The organism is Sphingobacterium sp. UBA5639, assembly GCF_002421245.1.
In the GTDB taxonomy this organism is placed as follows: domain Bacteria; phylum Bacteroidota; class Bacteroidia; order Sphingobacteriales; family Sphingobacteriaceae; genus Sphingobacterium; species Sphingobacterium multivorum.
This window is the reverse complement of record NZ_DIJR01000031.1, coordinates 125554-144049: the sequence shown is the minus strand read 5'-3', so window position 1 is coordinate 144049 and position 18496 is coordinate 125554. Positions and strand designations below refer to the sequence as shown.

The window sequence follows — 18496 nt, the reverse complement described above, 5'->3', positions numbered from 1 at the left end:
TCTTCGCAAGTTACAGAATTTGGTCATAAATGCTAAGTCGAGTAAAAAAATAGCCATCTCTTTCATTTAGAAATGGCTTATTAGAATTGTAAATCCTTATTTTTTTAATAGTATCTGAATTAATACCCAATAAAGTCGAAGACGTTGTTTATTGATCCACATGGATATTATCAAATTGATACCAGTTTATTTTTGTTGAAACGCGCATCAAAATCGCCAAAATGATAAAGATGCCAATTGTTCCAGCGATAAGGGAATAATCCCGAAGTTGCATCAGGATATAGATAAAAAGATAAAATAAAGCCAGAATAGAACTCAGCAATAGCGCCGATTTCTGGTCTTTGGTAATTGATTTAATGAAACTGCCAATCAACATAACTGTAGCGACTGAAGCCGTTAAGTAAGCTAGATTAAATCCAATATGCTCGGATAGCGCGAGCAGCAATGTATAGAAAAGAACCATAGCTGCTCCAATCAGAATATATTGGATGATATGGATCCGTTTTTTCTTGATCACCTCGGTGAATAGGAGCGAAGTAAAGGTCAGGATGATAACTAAAATACCATATTTGGCGACCCGTGTTGTTTTTTGATAGTTATTGATATCTGGTAGGAAGTTAATTGTAATCATGTCTGCGTTATCCAATAGGTTATTTGCAGAGGCAATTGTAGTGCTGACGGCTTGTGCTGGCTTTTGCTCATTGCCCTCATTTCCATTTTCGAGGTTGTTATCGAACTGAAAGATCGAACGGGCATCGCCTGTCCATTGTTGCGGCAGCTTCCGACTGAAAGAAGGGATTTCCCAGGAAGCCGAAAAATTGGAGGTTTCGGTATTACGTTTGCCCGGTAAGAATGCACCTGTGAAACTTGGATTAGCCCAGTTACCCTTAGCCTGGATGTTTGTCTGATCACCCAGCGGAAGAAAATTCAATGATTTGGATCCTTTTAGATTTAGTTTTATCTTAAAACGATTGTCTGTTTTCTGCGGATCCAAAGGTACAGGACAGACTAAATTTTGCTTAAATAATTTGAGATTATTAAAGTCTGGGTCGAAAGTCAATTCATTGCCATCCCAATTCAAGGATGGGCGCTTGCCTAAGCCTTTAAAATCCTGGATGCCGAAAATAAGCTTACTGCCTTTCCAGTCAATTTGCTCATTTGGGATCTCGAGTTTTTCTAGGGATATTTTGTCAAAAGAACCGTCTAATGTGATGTTGCTGTTGTAAACTACGGCATTATAAATACCTCGAGAGAGATGCTGTGGCGTTATATCGGTTGTGATATTGGATGTTTTGGGTAAGACAAATATCCATTTCAGCTCTTCTCTAAGGTTCGATTTTTCGGCTTTTTCGGCAGAAAGTGGTATAGTCTCGCGATAGGGGATAGCCAACACAGGACTGGAAATAACCTGCTCCTTTCCCCAGTTTAATGCAATACCGCCAGAAACTTCCTGTTCCCTATTTTTCCGTTCTTCTATTAAATCGCTTATTAACGAAAGTGGAATGAGCAATATCAGGGAAAGAAAGAAAATGACAAATAACTTTAGGACAGTGGAATTACTGATTTTCTCAAAAAATGACGATTGCTCTATCGATGATGAATTGTTGTAGTCCATGATTTTAGTTGTTTAAATCTATTTGAATATTTTTACTGTATAAGGCAATTTGAAGCTCCGTTAATTGCCAATGAAGGATTTCTTTAAATTCTAAATGATGGAAGTTTTGGAGCGATCGACCTTTCTGAAAATGTCTTTTGTAATAACCGAAATGCTCGGGAAATAAGATTCCGCCAATAAAAATCATTGCCATAAGATAGAGGCTGATCTTTCCATTACCAAGTAAGAGGAATTGCATGGCAATTTCATCTTGTATCTCTGTTCCGGTTTCAGTCAGGATATGAAATACATCGTGATTTTCCAGTTTGGGCATGACATCGAAACCTTTACTTTCATAAAAGAGCCCCAGATTATGGCCGATGCTTCCAACGGGGTAGGTCATAAAATTTGCCTTAGATATTCCCCAAGCTTTTTTGTTCCATTTAAAGATGTCTGCATATACTTTGGAAGACCAATTATAGAGGTGCAGCATCAGTTTTAATCGAATTCCTTTCATTTAATCATGTTTTAAAAGTACTTTGATTTTCAAAGTAAATGAATAAAAAAATTATTTGTATTGTTGCTTTATTAAATTTTCAAGTGCAATAAGGTGATTTTCAAAGGCTTTAAGTCCTTTTGTCGTTCTTTTGTATCGGGTGTTCGGCTTCCGGTCTACAAAGCTTTTTTCGACACTAATGTATTCCTCTTTTTCCAATGTTTTTAGGTTGGAAGCAAGGTTACCGTCGGTTACATCCAACAATTCTTTCAATGAATTAAAATCATATTCTTCATTGGCAGCGAGAACACTCATAATTTGGAGGCGAACCCTGTTTTCAAATATTTTGTCATATAAGGAAAGATCTAATTTCACGATTCGTACTTTTTGTAAACGATAAAACCATAGATGATGTGTAGCACACCAAATCCTAATCCCCAAAATAATAAGCCGTTGTCCGGGAAACATATACCAATCAAACCCAGGCAGATTTCCAGTATACCCAGGCCTTTTGCTTCTGCAAAGGTATAGATGCTACCCGCAGTCAGTGCCAGTCCATAAAAGATCAGGAGCATAGCAGCAATCAGCTGGTAGTAGCCTTGGACAAAAAACAACAAGGAAATCATGCCACCCGTTAGTAAGGGGATTGAAACTGCAAATAAAAGAGATTTGCTTGTAATGTTCCAAATCGACTGTTTATTTTTTCTCGCTTTTTTACGTGCCATTAGCCAGCCGGTCACCAGGGATGATAAGAGGACGATGAGCGCAATCATTAAAAACAGTAGGGGCTTATTCAGATTTTCGCCCAAGAGTAGCGCGGTACTTTCGGGTTGCTGTAGAATATAGTATCCCAATAGTGTTCCCAGCAAAGCATAACAGCCCATGAGTACACCTGATAATCCGCTTATTGAAACAAATTTGGACGATTTTTCCATTAATGATCTGATCTGTCCAAGTTCTCTAAATAAATCTTTCTGTTCCATAAAAGTACTTTGATATTCAAAGTAAATGAATAATAATGAATTATGCAAGGGGTTGGGAGAATATTGAAAAAAAATAAAAAAAAGAGTAGAAAATACTTGCAGGATATAGGTTTGGTTTCTATCTTTGTGGCATCAAAAGAAATCCTAATGCGGAAGTGGCGTAATTGGTAGCCGCACCAGACTTAGGATCTGGCGCCGCAAGGCGTGGGGGTTCGAGTCCCTTCTTCCGCACTTGATGTCCTCCCGAACTTAAAACCTCGGGAGGATTTTTTTATGAATGCGATATAGCTAAAAAGAGTATGAATATTTCACACGAGAATGTAGATGCAATCAATGCGGTAGTCAACGTCGCATTAGCACCTGAAGATTATAATCCTCAAGTCGACAAAGAGATTAAAGCGCAAGCTAAAAAAGCAAAATTACCAGGTTTCCGTCCAGGTCAAGTTCCTGTGGGACATATCAGACGTACTTATGGTAAATCTATTTTATTTGACGAGATCAATAAATTAGTGAATGAGAAAATCACCAATTATATTGCTGAAAATAAATTAGAAGTTTTAGGTCAACCACTTCCTTTGGAAGATGATGCACAATACAGCTGGGATTATAAAGACAATTTCAACTTCAAATATGAAATTGGTCTTGCTCCTGCTTTTGAATTGCCTTTTACTGCTGAGACTGAATTTACTTCGTACGAAATCAAAGCTGATGAAGAGACATTGGCAGATCGTATCAAGAACTTGCGTCGTAGCTATGGAAAAATGACTAATCCAGAAGTATCTGAAGAAGGTGATGTATTATATGCAACATTGAAACAAGATAAAGAGGAAGGTCTAGAAAAAACAACTTCTATCCGCACAGATATCGTAGAAGATGCTAAGATCAAAAAATCATTAGTTGGTCTTAAAAAGGACGATGTTGTTAAGATTGATGTTAAAAAAGCATTCAAAACTGAAGATTTAGCACGTATCTTAGGTATCACTGAAGAGGAAGCAACTGCTTTAGACGTCACTAAATTTGAATTGACTGTTAAGAATATCAACCGTTTAGAGGAAGCTGATCTAAACCAAGAATTTTTCGATAAATTATTCGCAGAAGGTGAAGTAACAGAAGAAGCTCAATTCACAGAAAAAGTGAAAGAAGAAGTTGAGAACTTATTCAAACAAAATTCAGATCAAAGATTACGTAATGATATGTATACTTTTGGTATGGAGAAAGTTGATGTATCTTTCCCTGAAGAATTCTTGAAAAGATGGTTGAAAGCAACTAACCCAAGCATTTCTGAAGAAGAATTGAACGAAGGTTTTGCTGACTTCTTGAACAACTTGAAATGGACAATCATCGAAAACCGCGTTGTTACTGAAAATGGTCTTGAAGTTAAATATGATGAAGTTATCAATTTAGCAAAAGAACGTATCTACGCGCAAATCAAGATGTATAACATCAACGAAGAACCTTCTGATGAGCAGTTGAACCAATTTGCAATTCAATTGTTGCAAGATAGAGAGCAAGGTAATCGTTTGTTCGAAGAAGCTAAAGCTTTAAAAGTATTTGATCACTTGAAAGGTTTAGTGAAATTGAATGCTACGGACATTGAATACAAAGAATTTGAGAAATTAGCATAAGCGAATTTTTTAAATAAAAAAAGAGTCCTTCCATTTATTTGGAGGGACTTTTTTATTGCAGTCCGGTAGCGGATTATACACTATTCGTTTATAGTTGTTCAGCTCATCCACAGATCGCCTGTATAGGAAGTTATATGACGCTGGAAAAGGTCGACTGGTGGAATCGAGGCGGAGCTCAGAATAGGCGCAATGCGGTTGGGATTAAAGGTGGACTGCCAGAATTGAAAGAAGCCTACTGGAATGGCAAGAGACCTATTGAAATAGCAAAGGGATTATTCAGCAAGCTTAATTGACCTTGCTTTTCTTTGTTTCAACAGGAGCTGTTGTAATCGTCTTCTTACCAAAAGGGAATAGCCTTTTCAAGAACTCCGAGAAGGTGTTGAATTCTTGCCGATAGAGTAGTCCGAAAGCACTAATATATTCGCCGTCATTGGGGCTAAGAAGAAAGTTGCGTGTATTTAGGCGATTGGAAGCACGTAGGACCAAGCGTCCATCCTTTCTTAAATAAAACATAGCCTCGGCATCGGTTGAGACCCGATCCGAAAACACATTCAAATCTGTTAGCGCCTGACTTCTACGGTCGGAGATACCGCCTGTCAAAACAAGTCTGTCGTTGAATAGACGTAGTGAGGCAGATGCGTCATTTAAAGATTTGATATTAATATCAAAGAAATTGATGTTTAGCGATTGGGCTATGATGTTGTTGATTTGGTTGAATGCTATTTCAGTTCCTGCAGATAGCAAAGTGTTATTGACTTCTTTACCAAAGTCTGTCTGTGTGCCAGGTGTAAAACTTCGTCTCACGATTAGACTAAGCGCCTGTTGATTTACATTGTTGGCATCTGAAAAGTATCCCTGCAGTTCATCCTTAACTCCGGGGTTTTGTGGAAAGTTGATGTCAAACGTGATTTCCGGCTGACTTAACTGCCCTTTTAGGATCATATCGGCCTGTGCCAATACACGTTCAGGGTTTTCTTCCCGGCCTGCAGCATTATACAACGGTGCTAAGCTTGTTCTTTGTTGGTAGATGGCATTGATATTAATGTTCGCTTCAGTTGGGTTTCCCGCCCATCGTACTGTTCCGCCTTCTTTGAGATCAAAAATCTTGTTGATATAATCTTGAGCGGTGAAATTGAATTTTCCGCTGTTTATAATAAAATCCCCAAACATTTCAAAATCTCCCAATGAAGATATCCGCATGTTGAGATTGCTATTTCCCCTTCCTGATAACTCGCCCATACTGGAGAATAGATTTATTTCTGCATTCGGGTTGATCAAGAGGTCCATATTCATCGTCAGACCGTTGAAATCTCGTTTCTTAACGTTTTTCTTTGTTTTGGTCGAGTCTTTCTCAATAAAGTAGATAAAGTCCGTATCTGATATTGTACTGGCACTATTAAAGGGAATATTAATAACGGTGTTTTCTTCGGATTTAGCCCGTATATTGATATTCATGGCAGACGTTAGTCCTTTAAACTGAAAAGTGCCCGAAGCGTAAGCAGTGCCATAATATACATTATTGTCCTTTATTGTGGTATTTAATACCAGGAAATTCTTCGTCTCTGCAGTTACATCGATATCGGGATCACTCAGTTTGTTGAGATCTACAACGCCATCAATGGTTGCTATATTGTTTTTGGGATCGTATACTTTTAGCCCTGTGAGAAAAATTCGGTTATTGGTAACCGCAATTTCGTCAGAAAGTCGGTAGGGTGTTTTGAGGTAATTGATAACCATCGAAGCATTATCCAATTTTCCGGAACCTGTAATTTTGGGGTTCAGGATATCGCCTTCGATATCGAGGTCTGCATTGACCTTGCCCTGAATATTGGATACCAGGCTTCGTAAAAAGGGCTGGAAAACAAACACATCTGTGTTTACGAGTTTAGCTTTGAGATTAAGCTTATTGTTTTCACTTAAATGGTTATAGGAACCTTGTAACTGAATTAATTTATTTCCTTCCTCTATCTTGCTGTCTAGTTTTACCAGTTGATTCTCGGGGTCGTAGTTGGCACTCAGGGCTAGTGAGCCGATGGGAATATTGTTATAGAGGATAGGTGAAGTTTTTATATTGGCTACAACAAATGCAGCTTTGAATACAGAATTAACTTCAATATTTCCGTTTAAGTTGCCGGAGAGATTGATGCCATGTGGCTTGGTAATACCATTTAAGGATGTAAGATTAAAGTCCTGAAATTTGAGATTGATCTGATCACTGACTTCGTTTGACAGGATGCCATCGATATGAACTTTTTGTTCGTCATGACTCAGCGTCAGTTTTTCAAAGTACCATTTTCCTTTCGATATTTTCAATTGCGCATCATTATTGACAAGCCACCGCTCTTTATTGATTAAGATATTCGATGGATAGAAATTGATATAGGCAGGTTTGGCATGGGCAAAGCGTATAACGCCATTGAGATCCAGACTATTGCTCGCTTCAAGTTCCGACATTTTGATGTTGAATTGTAAACTGTCGTTTGCCAAGGTGTTTGAAATATTGACGTTTTTAATATAGGTACTGTCGGTAAAATTGATGCGATCGATGGAGGTCTGCAATTCCATATTTTTCAAATTGGCATTTTGATCCACAATCAGGTGAGTTAGTCGAATACCATTGTATTTGAATTCAGGTGCGTAAAAATTAAAACTGGCCGTTTGTTTTTCACTTTCAAATTTTGCATTGAGCGTCGCACCACTGTCTAGAGCAATGTCTTTTCGGAAGAATGTTGCGATCGGTTTAAAAGAAGTTATATTAATATTCAGGTCAAAGTCCTGGCGATTAAAAATGTTGTTTTCAAACCCGATTGCCGGAGCGTAGCGCATAGCTAAAGCTTTAAAATAAGGAACGATTGTATTGAGGTCTATTCTTCCTTTAAGATCAATGTGTCCGATAGCCGACTGCAAGGTAAGGGAGCGTGCATTTTCTTCTCCTTCGGCAAGGAAATTGATATCGCGGATGACGAATTGACCCTTAGAGGAAGTGAAATTGACACTGTCTGATTTAAATTCACCGGTAACATTATTGATGTTGTCCCCAATTAAACTGGTGTGGAATTTCGTGTTAATAATATTGATGGAATCCCCCTGAAAGAAGTTGAGCTTTTTTAGATTCGCTTGTTGGATATCAGCATCCAGGTGATAGTTGGGTTTGACAGACCAATCGATATCTGTGGTAAACTGTAGTTTTAAATTTGGATCATATATTTGCCCTGAAGCAAGAACTAACTGTTTAGCTGTATTTCCTTCAATTTGTATATGTTGATAGCTGTAATTCTTGAAATTGAAATTACTGAGATCTCCTTTTATCTTTAAGCTCAGTTTCTTGGGGTCGGTACCTGTTCCGTCAACCTGTAGGTTGAAGCCTGTAGTTCCCAGATCTTTTAGTTTTGTTATCCTACCTACATCGAACTTTTTAGATTGAAAATTTCCCGCATATTTTATTTCCTTCTGGATATCCAATAAGGCGTCCGCTTCAACATTACCGATTGCAGTCGTGAATACTCCCTTGGTCTTAAATTTATTGTATAGGCCATTTAGGCTACCTTTGAATGAAAATTTGTCGAATATCTGAACAATTTCAGGGAGTTTAAAATTTTTTAGATTGCCGAGATCGCTAATAACGTCATTTAAGTCTTTGTGCTCAGATGAAATTACTACACTGGGAACAATAAATTTAGTTTTGTCAATATCAGGTAGACCGATAATCTGAAGCTTACCTGCCAAACTGGTTTTTTTTCCAATTGTTAAATCGACCTGTGATGCGTTGATGGAAGATACCGTTCCTTCTAAATTTGCGCGCTTGATATTCACGTCAAATTTGACTTGGTGCATAGGAGAGGAAAAGAAAGCAATATCCTCGGAGTGAATACGGGAGTCCCAAACACGAAGTTTTACATGAACTTTATTGATGAAGTCCGAAAAATCGTCAAAGCTGTTGTAGCTAAGCTTGATGTAATTTTTGAATGTAGAACGGTTGGTGGCTAGCATAAGCTCGCTGAGTTCAATGCTTGTCTTGCTTACTGTCGTTTGTCCAAGAAGGCCTTTGATCACTAGACCTTTCTTTTCGCGCAGATTGAATGTCTTTATGTTCGCCGAAATTTGATTGGAATCTATTTTTATCTTATCAAAATGGGCGTTAAGTTTGGAAATACCTAAATCTCCAAAATCGACCACTTTATTGTAATGCTTACGTCTATGATTAACATAGCTAAATGTATTGTTCTTAATAATCAGTTCCTTTATATCGAAGATGATTTTTTTTGAACTTTTCTTTTTTTCTTTTTTAGGTGGGTTAAAGTAACGGATTAAAAATGAGATATTGGAGCTGTCCTGAAATTGCTCAAAAGTGGCTTCGGTATCTTCAATGGTTAGTTTGTTGATCACAATTTTGTTCAATTCAATGAATTGAGAAAGGTTGACGTTGGCTTCTAACCTTCCTGATTTTAATATTTCTTTTCCTTGTGGACTATAGAGTTGAAAATCTTCTACTACAATAGATTTAAAAGGTTTGAAATAGATGCTTTTGAGGCTTATTTTAGTGTTTAGTTCGTTGGATAAATAGTCGACAGCTTTTTGGGCAACATAATTTTGTACCGGTTTCAACTGTAGTGATAACGCCAATGCAAGCAGTATAATGAATATACTACCAAGGACTATTGACACTATTTTAATTATTTTTTTGATACTTTTGTATTAAAATTTATTACCTCAAGCTATGGCTATTATTTTAGGGATTGAATCCTCTTGTGATGAAACCTCCGCTTCTATCTGTATTAACGGTGAAATTCATTCAAATGTTATTGCAACTCAGGCAATCCACGCAAAATATGGTGGAGTGATTCCCGAGCTTGCTTCACGTGCTCATCAACAAAATATTATTCCAACAGTGGAAGAAGCCATTCGCCAAGCAAAAGTAAGCAAAAATCAAATAGATGCAGTGAGTTTTACGCGGGGGCCTGGATTATTAGGTGCACTTTTGGTTGGAACATCATTTGCAAAATCATTTGCACTTGCACAGAATATCCCTTTAATTGACATAAATCATATGCAGGCGCATATCCTGGCTCATTTTATTGAGGATCCGAAGCCGAATTTTCCGTTTTTATGTCTTACTGTTTCTGGTGGTCATACGCAAATTGTATTGGTGAAAGATTATTTTGAAATGGAACTTTTGGGAGAAACATTGGATGACGCGGCAGGGGAGGCTTTTGATAAAACAGCTAAAATCCTGAATCTACCTTATCCCGGTGGACCGCTTATCGATAAATTTGCAAGAGAAGGTAATTCAGCCGCTTATAAGCTGCCCGAACCACAGATTCCAGGTCTTAATTTTAGTTTTTCAGGATTGAAAACTGCGATATTGTATTTGGTTCAAGATCAATTGAAGCAGAACCCAGATTTTCTGACACACCATATGGCCGACTTATGTGCTAGTGTACAATCGCGTATTGTATCAATCCTACTAAATAAATTGAAGAAAGCAGCAAAGGAAACTGGTGTTAAGGATATTGCTATCGCGGGTGGCGTTTCGGCGAACTCTGGCCTGAGGCAAAGCTTAATTGAAATGGGCGAGAAATACAATTGGAGGGTGTTTATCCCAAAATTTGAATATTGTACCGATAATGCAGCGATGATTGCTATTGCAGGTTATCACAAGTTTTTAAAGAAAGATTTCGTTGGTCAGGACGTTGCTCCTATGGCTAGGATGCATCTGTAGTTAATACGGGTATATGAGTTTCCCCGGACACTGTCCTTCGGTGCCGGGGAAACTTAAACTTGTTTATTTATAAGGGGGAACTGTACCCATAGGCTTGTGCCGCAGAGGTAAATAAATTTTTCTTTGGCTGGTAAAAGTTCAGTTCATAACCCTCAGCACCCCAAAAAATGCTGATAAAACTAATTCCTTGCTCAGAACGCAATATGGTTAGTATCTGAAAAGCCTCGTTGTCAAACTGACCGCCATCATCAACACGCCAAGTGCTGATATCATCGTATAAAGCCGGGAAATCCAAATTGATCAGCTGTTCGTCCTTTGCGTAGGAAAATACAGCTAAAGCAGAGTCTTGTTGATTTTCAAACACCGTAAGATTAAACTCGGACTGATCACTGAGGATCGCAACTGTCGTACTTTTATTAATCTTCCTATTGTATTTCTTTTCAAGCTGCTCCTTAATCTCTGGAGAAGTTTCTTTTTGAACTTTTGTAAACTTCTCAATTTTATACTGATCTATAAAAGCTTTGTTGACAAGCATACCAAATTCGCCAGACTTGATCGCGTCACTAATTTTAAATAACGAACCTTCACTATTCGCAAAGTTCTGGGCGGTCTGTCTTCCGTTACTCTCTTTGTTGTCCATTTTATTCTGAACAAATTCTAGCGGGCTTACCTGATTTTCCACAATCACATAGTTGTATTTTTCAGGTCCTTCCATCGCTTGATCCATAGGTAAAGCGATAAGCGAATCTTTTTGTTGGTTTAAAAAACCAAAATATGGCGAAATAGTCTTTTCCTTGTTTTCGTGCTTGATTGCAGTTTTGGATTGATTTTGATTGTTCCCGCAAGCATACAATGTAAGTAGAAAAATAGCTGAAAAAAGTGACTTCATAAGTATTTTGAATTTTTTTGTGAAATATAAGGCTTTCGCTCATCATAATGAAAAGATTTAAACTTTAATGTTATGATGAACTCTAAATTGAATATCTACCGCAAAGAATGGCTGGACGTTATTTTTGCTGGTCGCAACAAAATGTACGGTGCTTACGAGTTGCGAAATCTCTCTGATAGAGCAACAAATATGGGGTTAGGAATTGTTGTTTCTTTTGCAGTTTTGCTGATTGCAGGATCCTATACATATAATAAATATTTTAAGCAAACTGTTCCGGCCGTGATTTATGAAGTACGAGATATTGGACCCGACATGCTGGAAGAAATTCAAAAGAAGGTGGAGGAAAAAGAGGAGGTTCCTGAAGAACCTGTTATGATGCAGGAAAAAGCCCCGCAGCAGGTTGCCCAAGATGTATCCAAATTTGATTTGGTTCGGATGCCCGATATAAAAGTGACCGCAGCGAGCAGAGTTACCGAAGAGCTTGTGAGTCAGGATGAGTTGAAAAACCCCAATACAATGACCTCAAGGATCACATTGAAAGCAAGTCCATCGGGGACATATATTGCGCGCGGTGAATTTGGTTCTTCAAAAAGAGATGGTGATATTACTGGTTATAAAGATGGTTCATTATCGGGAGGCGGAACTGATGATAATGCTAACAATACATTTACATCAGTAGAAATTATGCCAACACCTGTGGGGGGACTGCCTGCTTTTATGAAGTGGATCGCCGAGAATTACAACTTTCCACAACAGGCCTTAGACCAAGGAGTTTCGGGTGTTATAGAGGTTTCTTTTGTCGTTGAGAAAGATGGATCACTGACAGATATTGCTGTTAAACGTGATATGAAATTTGGTACGGGAGATGCTGCTATAAACTTATTGAAGAAAGCGAAAAAATGGAAACCAGGAGTGCAAAACGGGCTTAAAGTACGTGTAGCGTATACTTTACCGATTCGTTTAAGTGCTGTCTCCCAATAAATGCTTCTTAACTTTATTTAACAGATCATCAATTAAACTTTCGATAGCCGAGACGACTCTTACTGATAAATAAGTTGAAAATGAGTACTTATTAAAAAGAATGATTGTTGGTTTTATAAAAAATAAAGAAATGAAAAAGTTGATGTTAAGTTTGGCGCTATCTGGATTGATGTTAGCCGGTTTCGCTCAAGAAAAAAAAGATGTTAAACCAGAAATGAAAGAAGTGCAAGCTTCTATGCATAAACATAAAACAGGAAGAATGCACGATAGTTTTAAAAATAAAACTCCAGAGGAAGTTGCTAAAATGAAAACTGATCGCATGGATCAAAAGTTGAAATTTACAGATAAACAGCGTAAAGATATCTATGCTTTTAATTTGAAGCAAGCAAAGGACCATCAGAAATTAGCTGCTGAACGCAAAGAATATCGAGCAAAAGTGAAAAAACAACGTGTGGCAGAACATGAAAAAATGATGGGAATGTTAACTCCAGAGCAACAAAAAACGTTAAAGGATTCCTATGCTGAAAATCGTAAAATGCACAAAGAACATTGGAAAAGAGACAGACAGCTGAAAAGAAAGGACTTTAGAAAAGGAGAAGTGAATAAAACAAATGATGCTGAAGTAAAAGCTTCATAACAATTAAACAAGGATAGTTTTCATATTAAATAGTGGTGAGTGTTAGTAGAGGAGGGAACCATTGGTTCCCTCTTTCTTTTTTGTTATTCTTTATTTTTTTGATGTTCTTTCCATTGTTTAGAGAAAGATTTATCGGCCAATTTGGGTAGCTCTCGTTGATCTCCCCAGGTTTTCTGAAAGAATTTCTTGAGGAAGAAATTCTTGAATTTTCCGCCAAAGAAATCAATCAGTTTTCTTCGCATTATCCCGTAGGTGAACCACTGCCAGACTTTTTGTTCCGTTTTTGTTGCCAGACCCTGATCAACTGAATCTTTTCTGTTAACGAGAAGCATGCGCTGTATGTCAATACCCACGGGGCAGACCTCGGTGCATTTTCCGCAGAGTGTGGAGGCGTAGCTCAGGTGTTTGAATTCCTTCATGCCATTTAAATGTGGCGATATGAGCGATCCAATTGGGCCCTGATAAGTCGTTTCATAGGTATGTCCACCGATGTTCTGGTAGATTGGGCATACATTTAAACAGGCTCCGCAACGAATGCAGTACAAACCCTGACGTTGTTCTTTTTGCGCTAAGAGCTTGCTGCGGCCATTGTCAAGCAGTATAACATACATTTCTTCGGGCCCATCTGATTCATAAGGCTGTTTTGGCCCAGTGAGTAGCGTATTGTATACTGTTAGATTTTGACCCGTGCCATGTGTGGACAGGAGTGGCCAAAAGACTTCTAAATCTTGTACATTGGGAATGATTTTTTCTATTCCAACGACGGCGATATGTGTTTTGGGGAAGGTCGATGTCAATCGGGCGTTTCCTTCATTTTCGGTAATTGCTATACTTCCAGTTTCGGCAATTAAGAAATTGGCTCCAGTAATCCCAATTTCTGCCGATAGGTAACGATCTCGAAGTAATTCACGGGCCTTCATTGTAAGTTGCTCCGCAGATGCATCTAGTGGTGTGTCAAATTTCTCGTGAAAAAGCTTGGCAATATCTTCCAGGCTCAAATGCATAGCCGGTGTAACAAAATGATAGGGCTTTTGATCCAGCAGCTGGATGATATACTCGCCAAGATCAGTTTCTATGGCTTCAATATTTTTGGAGGCCAGAAAATGATTAAGCTCGATCTCTTCTGTCGCCATCGATTTTGACTTTACGACAGATTTTGCTTTTTTACGTGCAATGATCGAATAGATTTCGTCCAAGGCTTCCGTAGCATCATTGGCCCAGATTACTTTTCCGCCTCGAGCCGTGAAGTTTGCTTCAAATTGCAACAAATAGCGATCGAGATTTTCCATGACCTTCCATTTGATCAGGTTCGCTTTTATCTTACTATTTTCAAGGTCCGCAAATTTGCTCTTGCCTTTTTCGAAAGCCATGCTGTATTTGTCGATATTGTAATTGATAATATCGCGGTGTTTGGTGTCAAATGCTTTTTGCGCACTTTCCTTAATAAACGTATTAGCGGTACTCTCTGTCATCTAATCTGCTAATTTTTCACAAAAAAAAGTTGGTAAAAATTACCAACTTTTAAATATACTGTTAATAAATTGTTTCTCGAAAATCGAGTTAAATAATTTATGCTTTTATCGCAATATTTAAGCTTAGCTCGTCCAGTTGCTCTTGGTGAATGGTTGACGGTGCGTCAATCATAACATCTCTTCCCGAGTTGTTTTTTGGGAAGGCAATCACGTCGCGGATGGAATCTAAACCTGCCAATAAGGATACGAGTCGGTCAAAGCCAAAAGCCAATCCGCCGTGTGGGGGAGCCCCATAGGTAAAGGCTTCCATCAGGAATCCAAATTGTTTTTTTGCTTCTTCAGGACTGAATCCCAAATGTTTGAACATGAGCGATTGAAGGTCTCTGTCATGGATACGGATTGATCCACCGCCTACTTCTACACCGTTTAAAACAAAGTCATAGGCATTTGCCCTTACTTCTCCAGGATTGGTATCTAAAAGTGGGATGTCTTCCGGTTTTGGAGATGTGAATGGATGATGCATGGCATGGAAACGGCCACTTTCTTCGTCCCATTCCAATAGTGGAAAATCAACAACCCATAATGGAGCAAAGGTTTCTTTGTTGCGGAAACCAAGTTGTGACGCAACTTCAAGGCGTAATTCATTGAGTTGTTTGCGAACTTTGTCTGTTCCACCAGCCATAATTAACAATAGGTCGCCAGGTTTCGCGTGGAACGCTTCTGCAATTGCCGACAGTTGTTCTGGTGTGAAAAATTTATCAACGGACGACTTCACTGAACCGTCTTCATTCACACGCGCATATACCAAGCCTGTTGCGCCAATCTGTGGACGCTTGATAAAATCTGTCAATGCATCCAGTTGTTTTCTGGTGTAATGCGCACAATTTTCCGCATTGATACCAACCACTAGCTCCACTGCATCAAATACAGGGAAACCTTTTCCTTTGGCAACGTCGTTTAGTTCGACAAACTGCATTCCAAAACGGATATCTGGTTTGTCTGATCCATATAGGCGCATCGCGTCTGCGTAAGTCATACGTGGAACGGTACCTAGGTCAATTCCCTTGATTGTTTTGAAGATATGTTTTGCAAGACCTTCAAAGATATTTAACACATCTTCCTGTTCTACAAAAGACATTTCACAGTCTATTTGCGTGAACTCTGGTTGACGGTCTGCACGCAAATCTTCATCACGGAAACATTTTACAATTTGGAAATAGCGATCAAAACCTGAAACCATCAATAATTGTTTGAAGGTTTGTGGGGATTGTGGTAACGCATAAAATTCTCCAGGATTCATACGGGAAGGTACGACAAAGTCGCGTGCTCCCTCTGGAGTTGATTTGATCAGATAGGGGGTTTCTACTTCCAGGAAGTTTTGGGAGTCAAGATAACGGCGCACCTCTTGAGAGGTCTTATGACGTAAAATTAGGTTCTCACGTACAGGATTACGACGTAAATCCAGGTATCTGAACTTCATTCTGATATCATCACCACCATCTGTTTCATCTTCTATTGTAAAAGGAGGTAATTTAGCGGCATTTAATATTTCAAGATTTGAAACCTTGATTTCAATATCTCCAGTGGAGATTTTAGCATTTTTATTAGAGCGTTCGATAACTTCTCCAGTTACCTTGATGACATATTCTCTTCCAAGCTCACGGGCACTTGCGCGCAAGGACGCATCATCATCTGCATTGAACGTTAATTGTGTGATACCATATCGGTCTCTAACATCGATGAAAGTCATACCGCCCAAATCGCGCGATTTTTGAACCCATCCACTTAGGGTAACCGTTTTCCCTAAGTCAGCTAGTGTTAATTCTCCACAAGTGTGTGTTCTGTGCATATCGTTATGAAAATTATATTTGACGCAAAATTATTGGTTTTACTCGACAATAACGAATTCTGTTCAGGTTATTTGAGGAGCCTTCTCCCACTTTCTGCCACATCTTTTGTTTCTGTTTTTGACTCCTCCCACTTTGCCCCCTTTTGGGACAAAAATTGGCTAAAATTAAATTTCTAAAGAGGAAATTTTTACAATTCATTGCTGATTTTGATAAAAAAACGAGTGAAAAATCACTTCTGGCGTAGTAGCTTATTTTTCAGGAAAATTGGCTTTTAACTGCTTGTAAATAAGGTTTTACATGTATTTTTTTTGAAGTCGACTTCTGTTTGTTGTAGCGATTTGTTGATGTGGAAAACTTTTTTATGTTATAAAGTGGGGGAAAGTGGGAGAAAGTGTATACTTTTACATTTAAATTAGAATAGGATAATTGACGACATGACTCAGTTGATCGGAGAATTCGAATGCAAGTTAGACGCCAAAGGAAGAATGGTGTTACCAGCTGCGCTCAAGAGGCAAATGCCTCATGTAGAGCGGGATGGTCTTGTGGTGAATCGCGGTTTTGAGAAACATCTTGTATTTTATCCAAGAGAAGAGTGGGATTTGATGACGGCTAAACTGGCGAAATTGAATCAATTCGATCCTAAAGTTCGGGCGTTTGTCCGTGCTTTTACGCGTGGCGCTACGGAATTGACATTGGATGCTGCGGGTCGTGTTTTGTTACCCAAAAGTTTGCTGGAATTTGCAGGAATAAGCACTGAGCTGGTTTTGGCTTGTCAGTTTAATAAGATTGAGGTTTGGTCAAAAGAAGGGTATGAGGAATTGATGGGTGATGGCGGTGTAGAGGATATATCATCTTTGGCTGCGGAGGTAATGGGAGATATTAATTTTGGACTATAAGCGTATGGAGAATGTATATCATGTTCCGGTAATGTTACAAGAATGCATGGATGCTTTGGCTATTAAGCCGGATGGTATTTATGTGGATGTGACTTTTGGTGGTGGTGGCCATTCTCGAGAGATTCTGAAGAGATTAGGGCCGAAGGGGAAGTTGTTTGCTTTTGATCAGGATCCGGATGCGTTGGAAAATGCAATTGACGATCCTCGTTTTACGTTGATACACCAAAACTTTAGGTTTCTAAAGAATAGCCTTCGTTTGGAAGGTGTACGTTCTGTAGATGGTATTTTAGCAGATCTAGGTGTTTCTTCGCATCAATTCGATGCTGCGGATCGTGGCTTTTCTATTCGCTTTGATGCAGACTTGGATATGCGTATGGATCAGGTGGGCGATTTGGATGCAAAGTCGCTGTTGGCAACCTATTCGGAGGAGGATCTGCATCGTATTTTTGGTATGTATGGTGAAATCATGAACGCTAAATCGCTTGCGAAAACAATTGTTACTGCGCGTTTGTCACAGCCGATCCAGACTGTTGCTGAATTGAAAGAGGTGATTCAACGTATGGTTCCAAAGGGTAAAGAACATAAGTACCATGCACAGGTATTTCAGGCTCTTCGTATCGAAGTGAATCGCGAGTTGGAGGCGTTGCAGGAATTTTTGTTGCAGACAGTTGATGTACTCCGTGTTGAGGGCCGATTGGCTGTGATGTCCTATCATTCTTTGGAGGACCGTTTGGTTAAGAATTTTATGGCCAAAGGTAAGTTTAAAGGAGAAGTTGAAAAGGATTTTTTTGGAAATGAAATTAAGCCATTTCATGTGTTGAGCCGTAAAGCAATTACGGCATCTGCACAAGAGTTGGCGATAAATAATAGATCGCGCAGTGCGAAACTGCGTATTGCTGAAAAGTTGAATTTGTCTTAAAAATGGAGCGAGAGGATGAGCAGAAATACGATAAGACAGAAAGAATTGAGTGAAGAAGTTCAGGAGGAACTGCAAGAAACTGTCGAGGAAAAGGCGGAAGAAACAGAAGCGTTTATTAAAACGCTTTTTACCGTTGGAGACCTTTCGTTAAATAAAATATTGCATTACTTGCCTTTCGGAGCTTTTATTGCCTTTCTGATGTTACTGTATATTTCCAATCGTCATTTTGCAGAGCGAACTATTCGGAGTATCGATAAAGTGAGTAAAGAGGTAAAGGAATTGGGCTGGGATCATAAGTCTCTCTCTGCCGAACTGATGAAAATGTCTACACAGACAGAAATTGCCAAACGTGTCGATTCTTTGGGGTTGAAAGAGCGTGTGGAACCACCGATCAAGGTTGAAGTTATAGAGAATAAAGAAGATAAATAGGAAGAG

The 18496-nt window shown here is 38.8% G+C and carries 16 protein-coding genes and 1 tRNA gene; 9 read left to right on the top strand and 8 right to left on the bottom strand.

The genetic code is table 11. From position 1 onward, the window contains the following. Positions 1-148: 148 nt before the first annotated feature. Genes creD through B4Z90_RS20180 form a run of 4 tightly spaced genes read right to left on the bottom strand, consistent with a single transcriptional unit; the run spans position 149 to position 3073 of the window. On the bottom strand, positions 149-1615 hold the full coding sequence (creD, locus tag B4Z90_RS20195; RefSeq protein ID WP_286803149.1) for a cell envelope integrity protein CreD: 1467 nt from the start codon (positions 1613-1615) through the stop codon (positions 149-151). Between the two features lie 4 nt (positions 1616-1619). Further along, positions 1620-2111 carry a hypothetical protein gene (locus B4Z90_RS20190; RefSeq protein WP_070564903.1) on the bottom strand — a complete coding sequence of 164 codons (492 nt, stop codon included), beginning with the start codon at positions 2109-2111 and terminating at the stop codon, positions 1620-1622. A 51-nt stretch (positions 2112-2162) separates the two neighbouring features. Next, positions 2163-2465 (bottom strand): winged helix-turn-helix domain-containing protein, encoded by a 303-nt coding sequence (locus B4Z90_RS20185; RefSeq protein WP_046673956.1) that lies wholly within the window; start codon positions 2463-2465, stop codon positions 2163-2165. After that, the gene (locus B4Z90_RS20180; protein ID WP_286775348.1) at positions 2462-3073 is read right to left on the bottom strand and encodes a hypothetical protein; all 612 of its coding nucleotides are present in this window, start codon (positions 3071-3073) and stop codon (positions 2462-2464) included. The genes B4Z90_RS20185 and B4Z90_RS20180 overlap by 4 nt, the downstream gene beginning before the upstream one ends. 149 nt (positions 3074-3222) lie before the next feature. On the opposite strand from B4Z90_RS20180, the gene B4Z90_RS20175 reads away from it, so the two are divergent. The 3 genes from B4Z90_RS20175 (at position 3223) to B4Z90_RS20165 (ending at position 4991) form a co-directional block, all read left to right on the top strand. Continuing rightward, positions 3223-3304, top strand: a tRNA-Leu gene (locus B4Z90_RS20175). A gap of 68 nt (positions 3305-3372) precedes the next feature. Next, complete coding sequence (locus tag B4Z90_RS20170) at positions 3373-4698, top strand: trigger factor (RefSeq protein WP_046673958.1); 1326 nt, start codon at positions 3373-3375, stop codon at positions 4696-4698. A 134-nt stretch (positions 4699-4832) separates the two neighbouring features. After that, positions 4833-4991 carry a hypothetical protein gene (locus tag B4Z90_RS20165; protein WP_286803147.1) on the top strand — a complete coding sequence of 53 codons (159 nt, stop codon included), beginning with the start codon at positions 4833-4835 and terminating at the stop codon, positions 4989-4991. Here the strand turns inward: B4Z90_RS20165 and B4Z90_RS20160 are convergent. Next, positions 4984-9363 (bottom strand): translocation/assembly module TamB domain-containing protein, encoded by a 4380-nt coding sequence (locus tag B4Z90_RS20160; RefSeq protein ID WP_286803144.1) that lies wholly within the window; start codon positions 9361-9363, stop codon positions 4984-4986. The two genes, B4Z90_RS20165 and B4Z90_RS20160, sit on opposite strands and share 8 nt — an antisense overlap. Positions 9364-9415: 52 nt before the next feature. On the opposite strand from B4Z90_RS20160, the gene tsaD reads away from it, so the two are divergent. Then, positions 9416-10417: a tRNA (adenosine(37)-N6)-threonylcarbamoyltransferase complex transferase subunit TsaD gene (gene tsaD / locus B4Z90_RS20155; protein ID WP_046673959.1), complete on the top strand. Its 1002-nt coding sequence runs from the start codon at positions 9416-9418 to the stop codon at positions 10415-10417. Between the two features lie 67 nt (positions 10418-10484). On the opposite strand, the gene B4Z90_RS20150 is transcribed toward tsaD, so the two are convergent. Beyond that, positions 10485-11306, bottom strand: coding sequence for a hypothetical protein (locus B4Z90_RS20150; protein ID WP_070564915.1), 822 nt, complete (start codon positions 11304-11306; stop codon positions 10485-10487). 72 nt (positions 11307-11378) lie between these two features. Between B4Z90_RS20150 and B4Z90_RS20145 the strand changes: the two genes are divergently transcribed. Further along, the gene (locus B4Z90_RS20145; protein ID WP_112373659.1) at positions 11379-12287 is read left to right on the top strand and encodes an energy transducer TonB; all 909 of its coding nucleotides are present in this window, start codon (positions 11379-11381) and stop codon (positions 12285-12287) included. Positions 12288-12387: 100 nt separating this feature from the next. Then, a complete protein-coding gene (locus tag B4Z90_RS20140) occupies positions 12388-12924 on the top strand; it encodes a hypothetical protein (RefSeq protein ID WP_286767028.1) in 537 nt (178 codons plus the stop codon). 83 nt (positions 12925-13007) lie between these two features. Here B4Z90_RS20140 and B4Z90_RS20135 read toward each other — a convergent pair whose 3' ends face one another. Both B4Z90_RS20135 and aspS read right to left on the bottom strand, forming a co-directional pair. Further along, positions 13008-14396, bottom strand: coding sequence for a LutB/LldF family L-lactate oxidation iron-sulfur protein (locus B4Z90_RS20135; protein WP_112373656.1), 1389 nt, complete (start codon positions 14394-14396; stop codon positions 13008-13010). 97 nt (positions 14397-14493) lie between these two features. After that, complete coding sequence (gene aspS, locus B4Z90_RS20130; RefSeq protein WP_286803140.1) at positions 14494-16245, bottom strand: aspartate--tRNA ligase; 1752 nt, start codon at positions 16243-16245, stop codon at positions 14494-14496. Between the two features lie 435 nt (positions 16246-16680). On the opposite strand from aspS, the gene mraZ reads away from it, so the two are divergent. Genes mraZ through B4Z90_RS20115 form a run of 3 tightly spaced genes read left to right on the top strand, consistent with a single transcriptional unit; the run spans position 16681 to position 18490 of the window. After that, entirely contained in the window at positions 16681-17142 is a 462-nt protein-coding gene (mraZ, locus tag B4Z90_RS20125) for a division/cell wall cluster transcriptional repressor MraZ (RefSeq protein ID WP_070564930.1), read from the top strand. 4 nt (positions 17143-17146) lie between these two features. After that, a complete protein-coding gene (gene rsmH, locus B4Z90_RS20120) occupies positions 17147-18061 on the top strand; it encodes a 16S rRNA (cytosine(1402)-N(4))-methyltransferase RsmH (protein ID WP_070564933.1) in 915 nt (304 codons plus the stop codon). A 15-nt stretch (positions 18062-18076) separates the two neighbouring features. Then, on the top strand, positions 18077-18490 hold the full coding sequence (locus B4Z90_RS20115; protein WP_112373655.1) for an FtsL-like putative cell division protein: 414 nt from the start codon (positions 18077-18079) through the stop codon (positions 18488-18490). The last annotated feature ends 6 nt before the right edge of the window (positions 18491-18496 follow it).

Coding starts and splice junctions, on each gene's coding strand:
- B4Z90_RS20180 (WP_286775348.1), bottom strand. CDS start 3,073: ATGGAACAGAAAGATTTATTTAGAGAACTTGGACAGATCAGATCATTA.
- B4Z90_RS20115 (WP_112373655.1), top strand. CDS start 18,077: ATGAGCAGAAATACGATAAGACAGAAAGAATTGAGTGAAGAAGTTCAG.
- B4Z90_RS20165 (WP_286803147.1), top strand. CDS start 4,833: ATGACGCTGGAAAAGGTCGACTGGTGGAATCGAGGCGGAGCTCAGAAT.
- rsmH (WP_070564933.1), top strand. CDS start 17,147: ATGGAGAATGTATATCATGTTCCGGTAATGTTACAAGAATGCATGGAT.
- creD (WP_286803149.1), bottom strand. CDS start 1,615: ATGGACTACAACAATTCATCATCGATAGAGCAATCGTCATTTTTTGAG.
- mraZ (WP_070564930.1), top strand. CDS start 16,681: ATGACTCAGTTGATCGGAGAATTCGAATGCAAGTTAGACGCCAAAGGA.
- B4Z90_RS20170 (WP_046673958.1), top strand. CDS start 3,373: ATGAATATTTCACACGAGAATGTAGATGCAATCAATGCGGTAGTCAAC.
- B4Z90_RS20150 (WP_070564915.1), bottom strand. CDS start 11,306: ATGAAGTCACTTTTTTCAGCTATTTTTCTACTTACATTGTATGCTTGC.
- B4Z90_RS20135 (WP_112373656.1), bottom strand. CDS start 14,396: ATGACAGAGAGTACCGCTAATACGTTTATTAAGGAAAGTGCGCAAAAA.
- aspS (WP_286803140.1), bottom strand. CDS start 16,245: ATGCACAGAACACACACTTGTGGAGAATTAACACTAGCTGACTTAGGG.
- B4Z90_RS20140 (WP_286767028.1), top strand. CDS start 12,388: ATGATTGTTGGTTTTATAAAAAATAAAGAAATGAAAAAGTTGATGTTA.
- B4Z90_RS20145 (WP_112373659.1), top strand. CDS start 11,379: ATGATGAACTCTAAATTGAATATCTACCGCAAAGAATGGCTGGACGTT.
- B4Z90_RS20190 (WP_070564903.1), bottom strand. CDS start 2,111: ATGAAAGGAATTCGATTAAAACTGATGCTGCACCTCTATAATTGGTCT.
- tsaD (WP_046673959.1), top strand. CDS start 9,416: ATGGCTATTATTTTAGGGATTGAATCCTCTTGTGATGAAACCTCCGCT.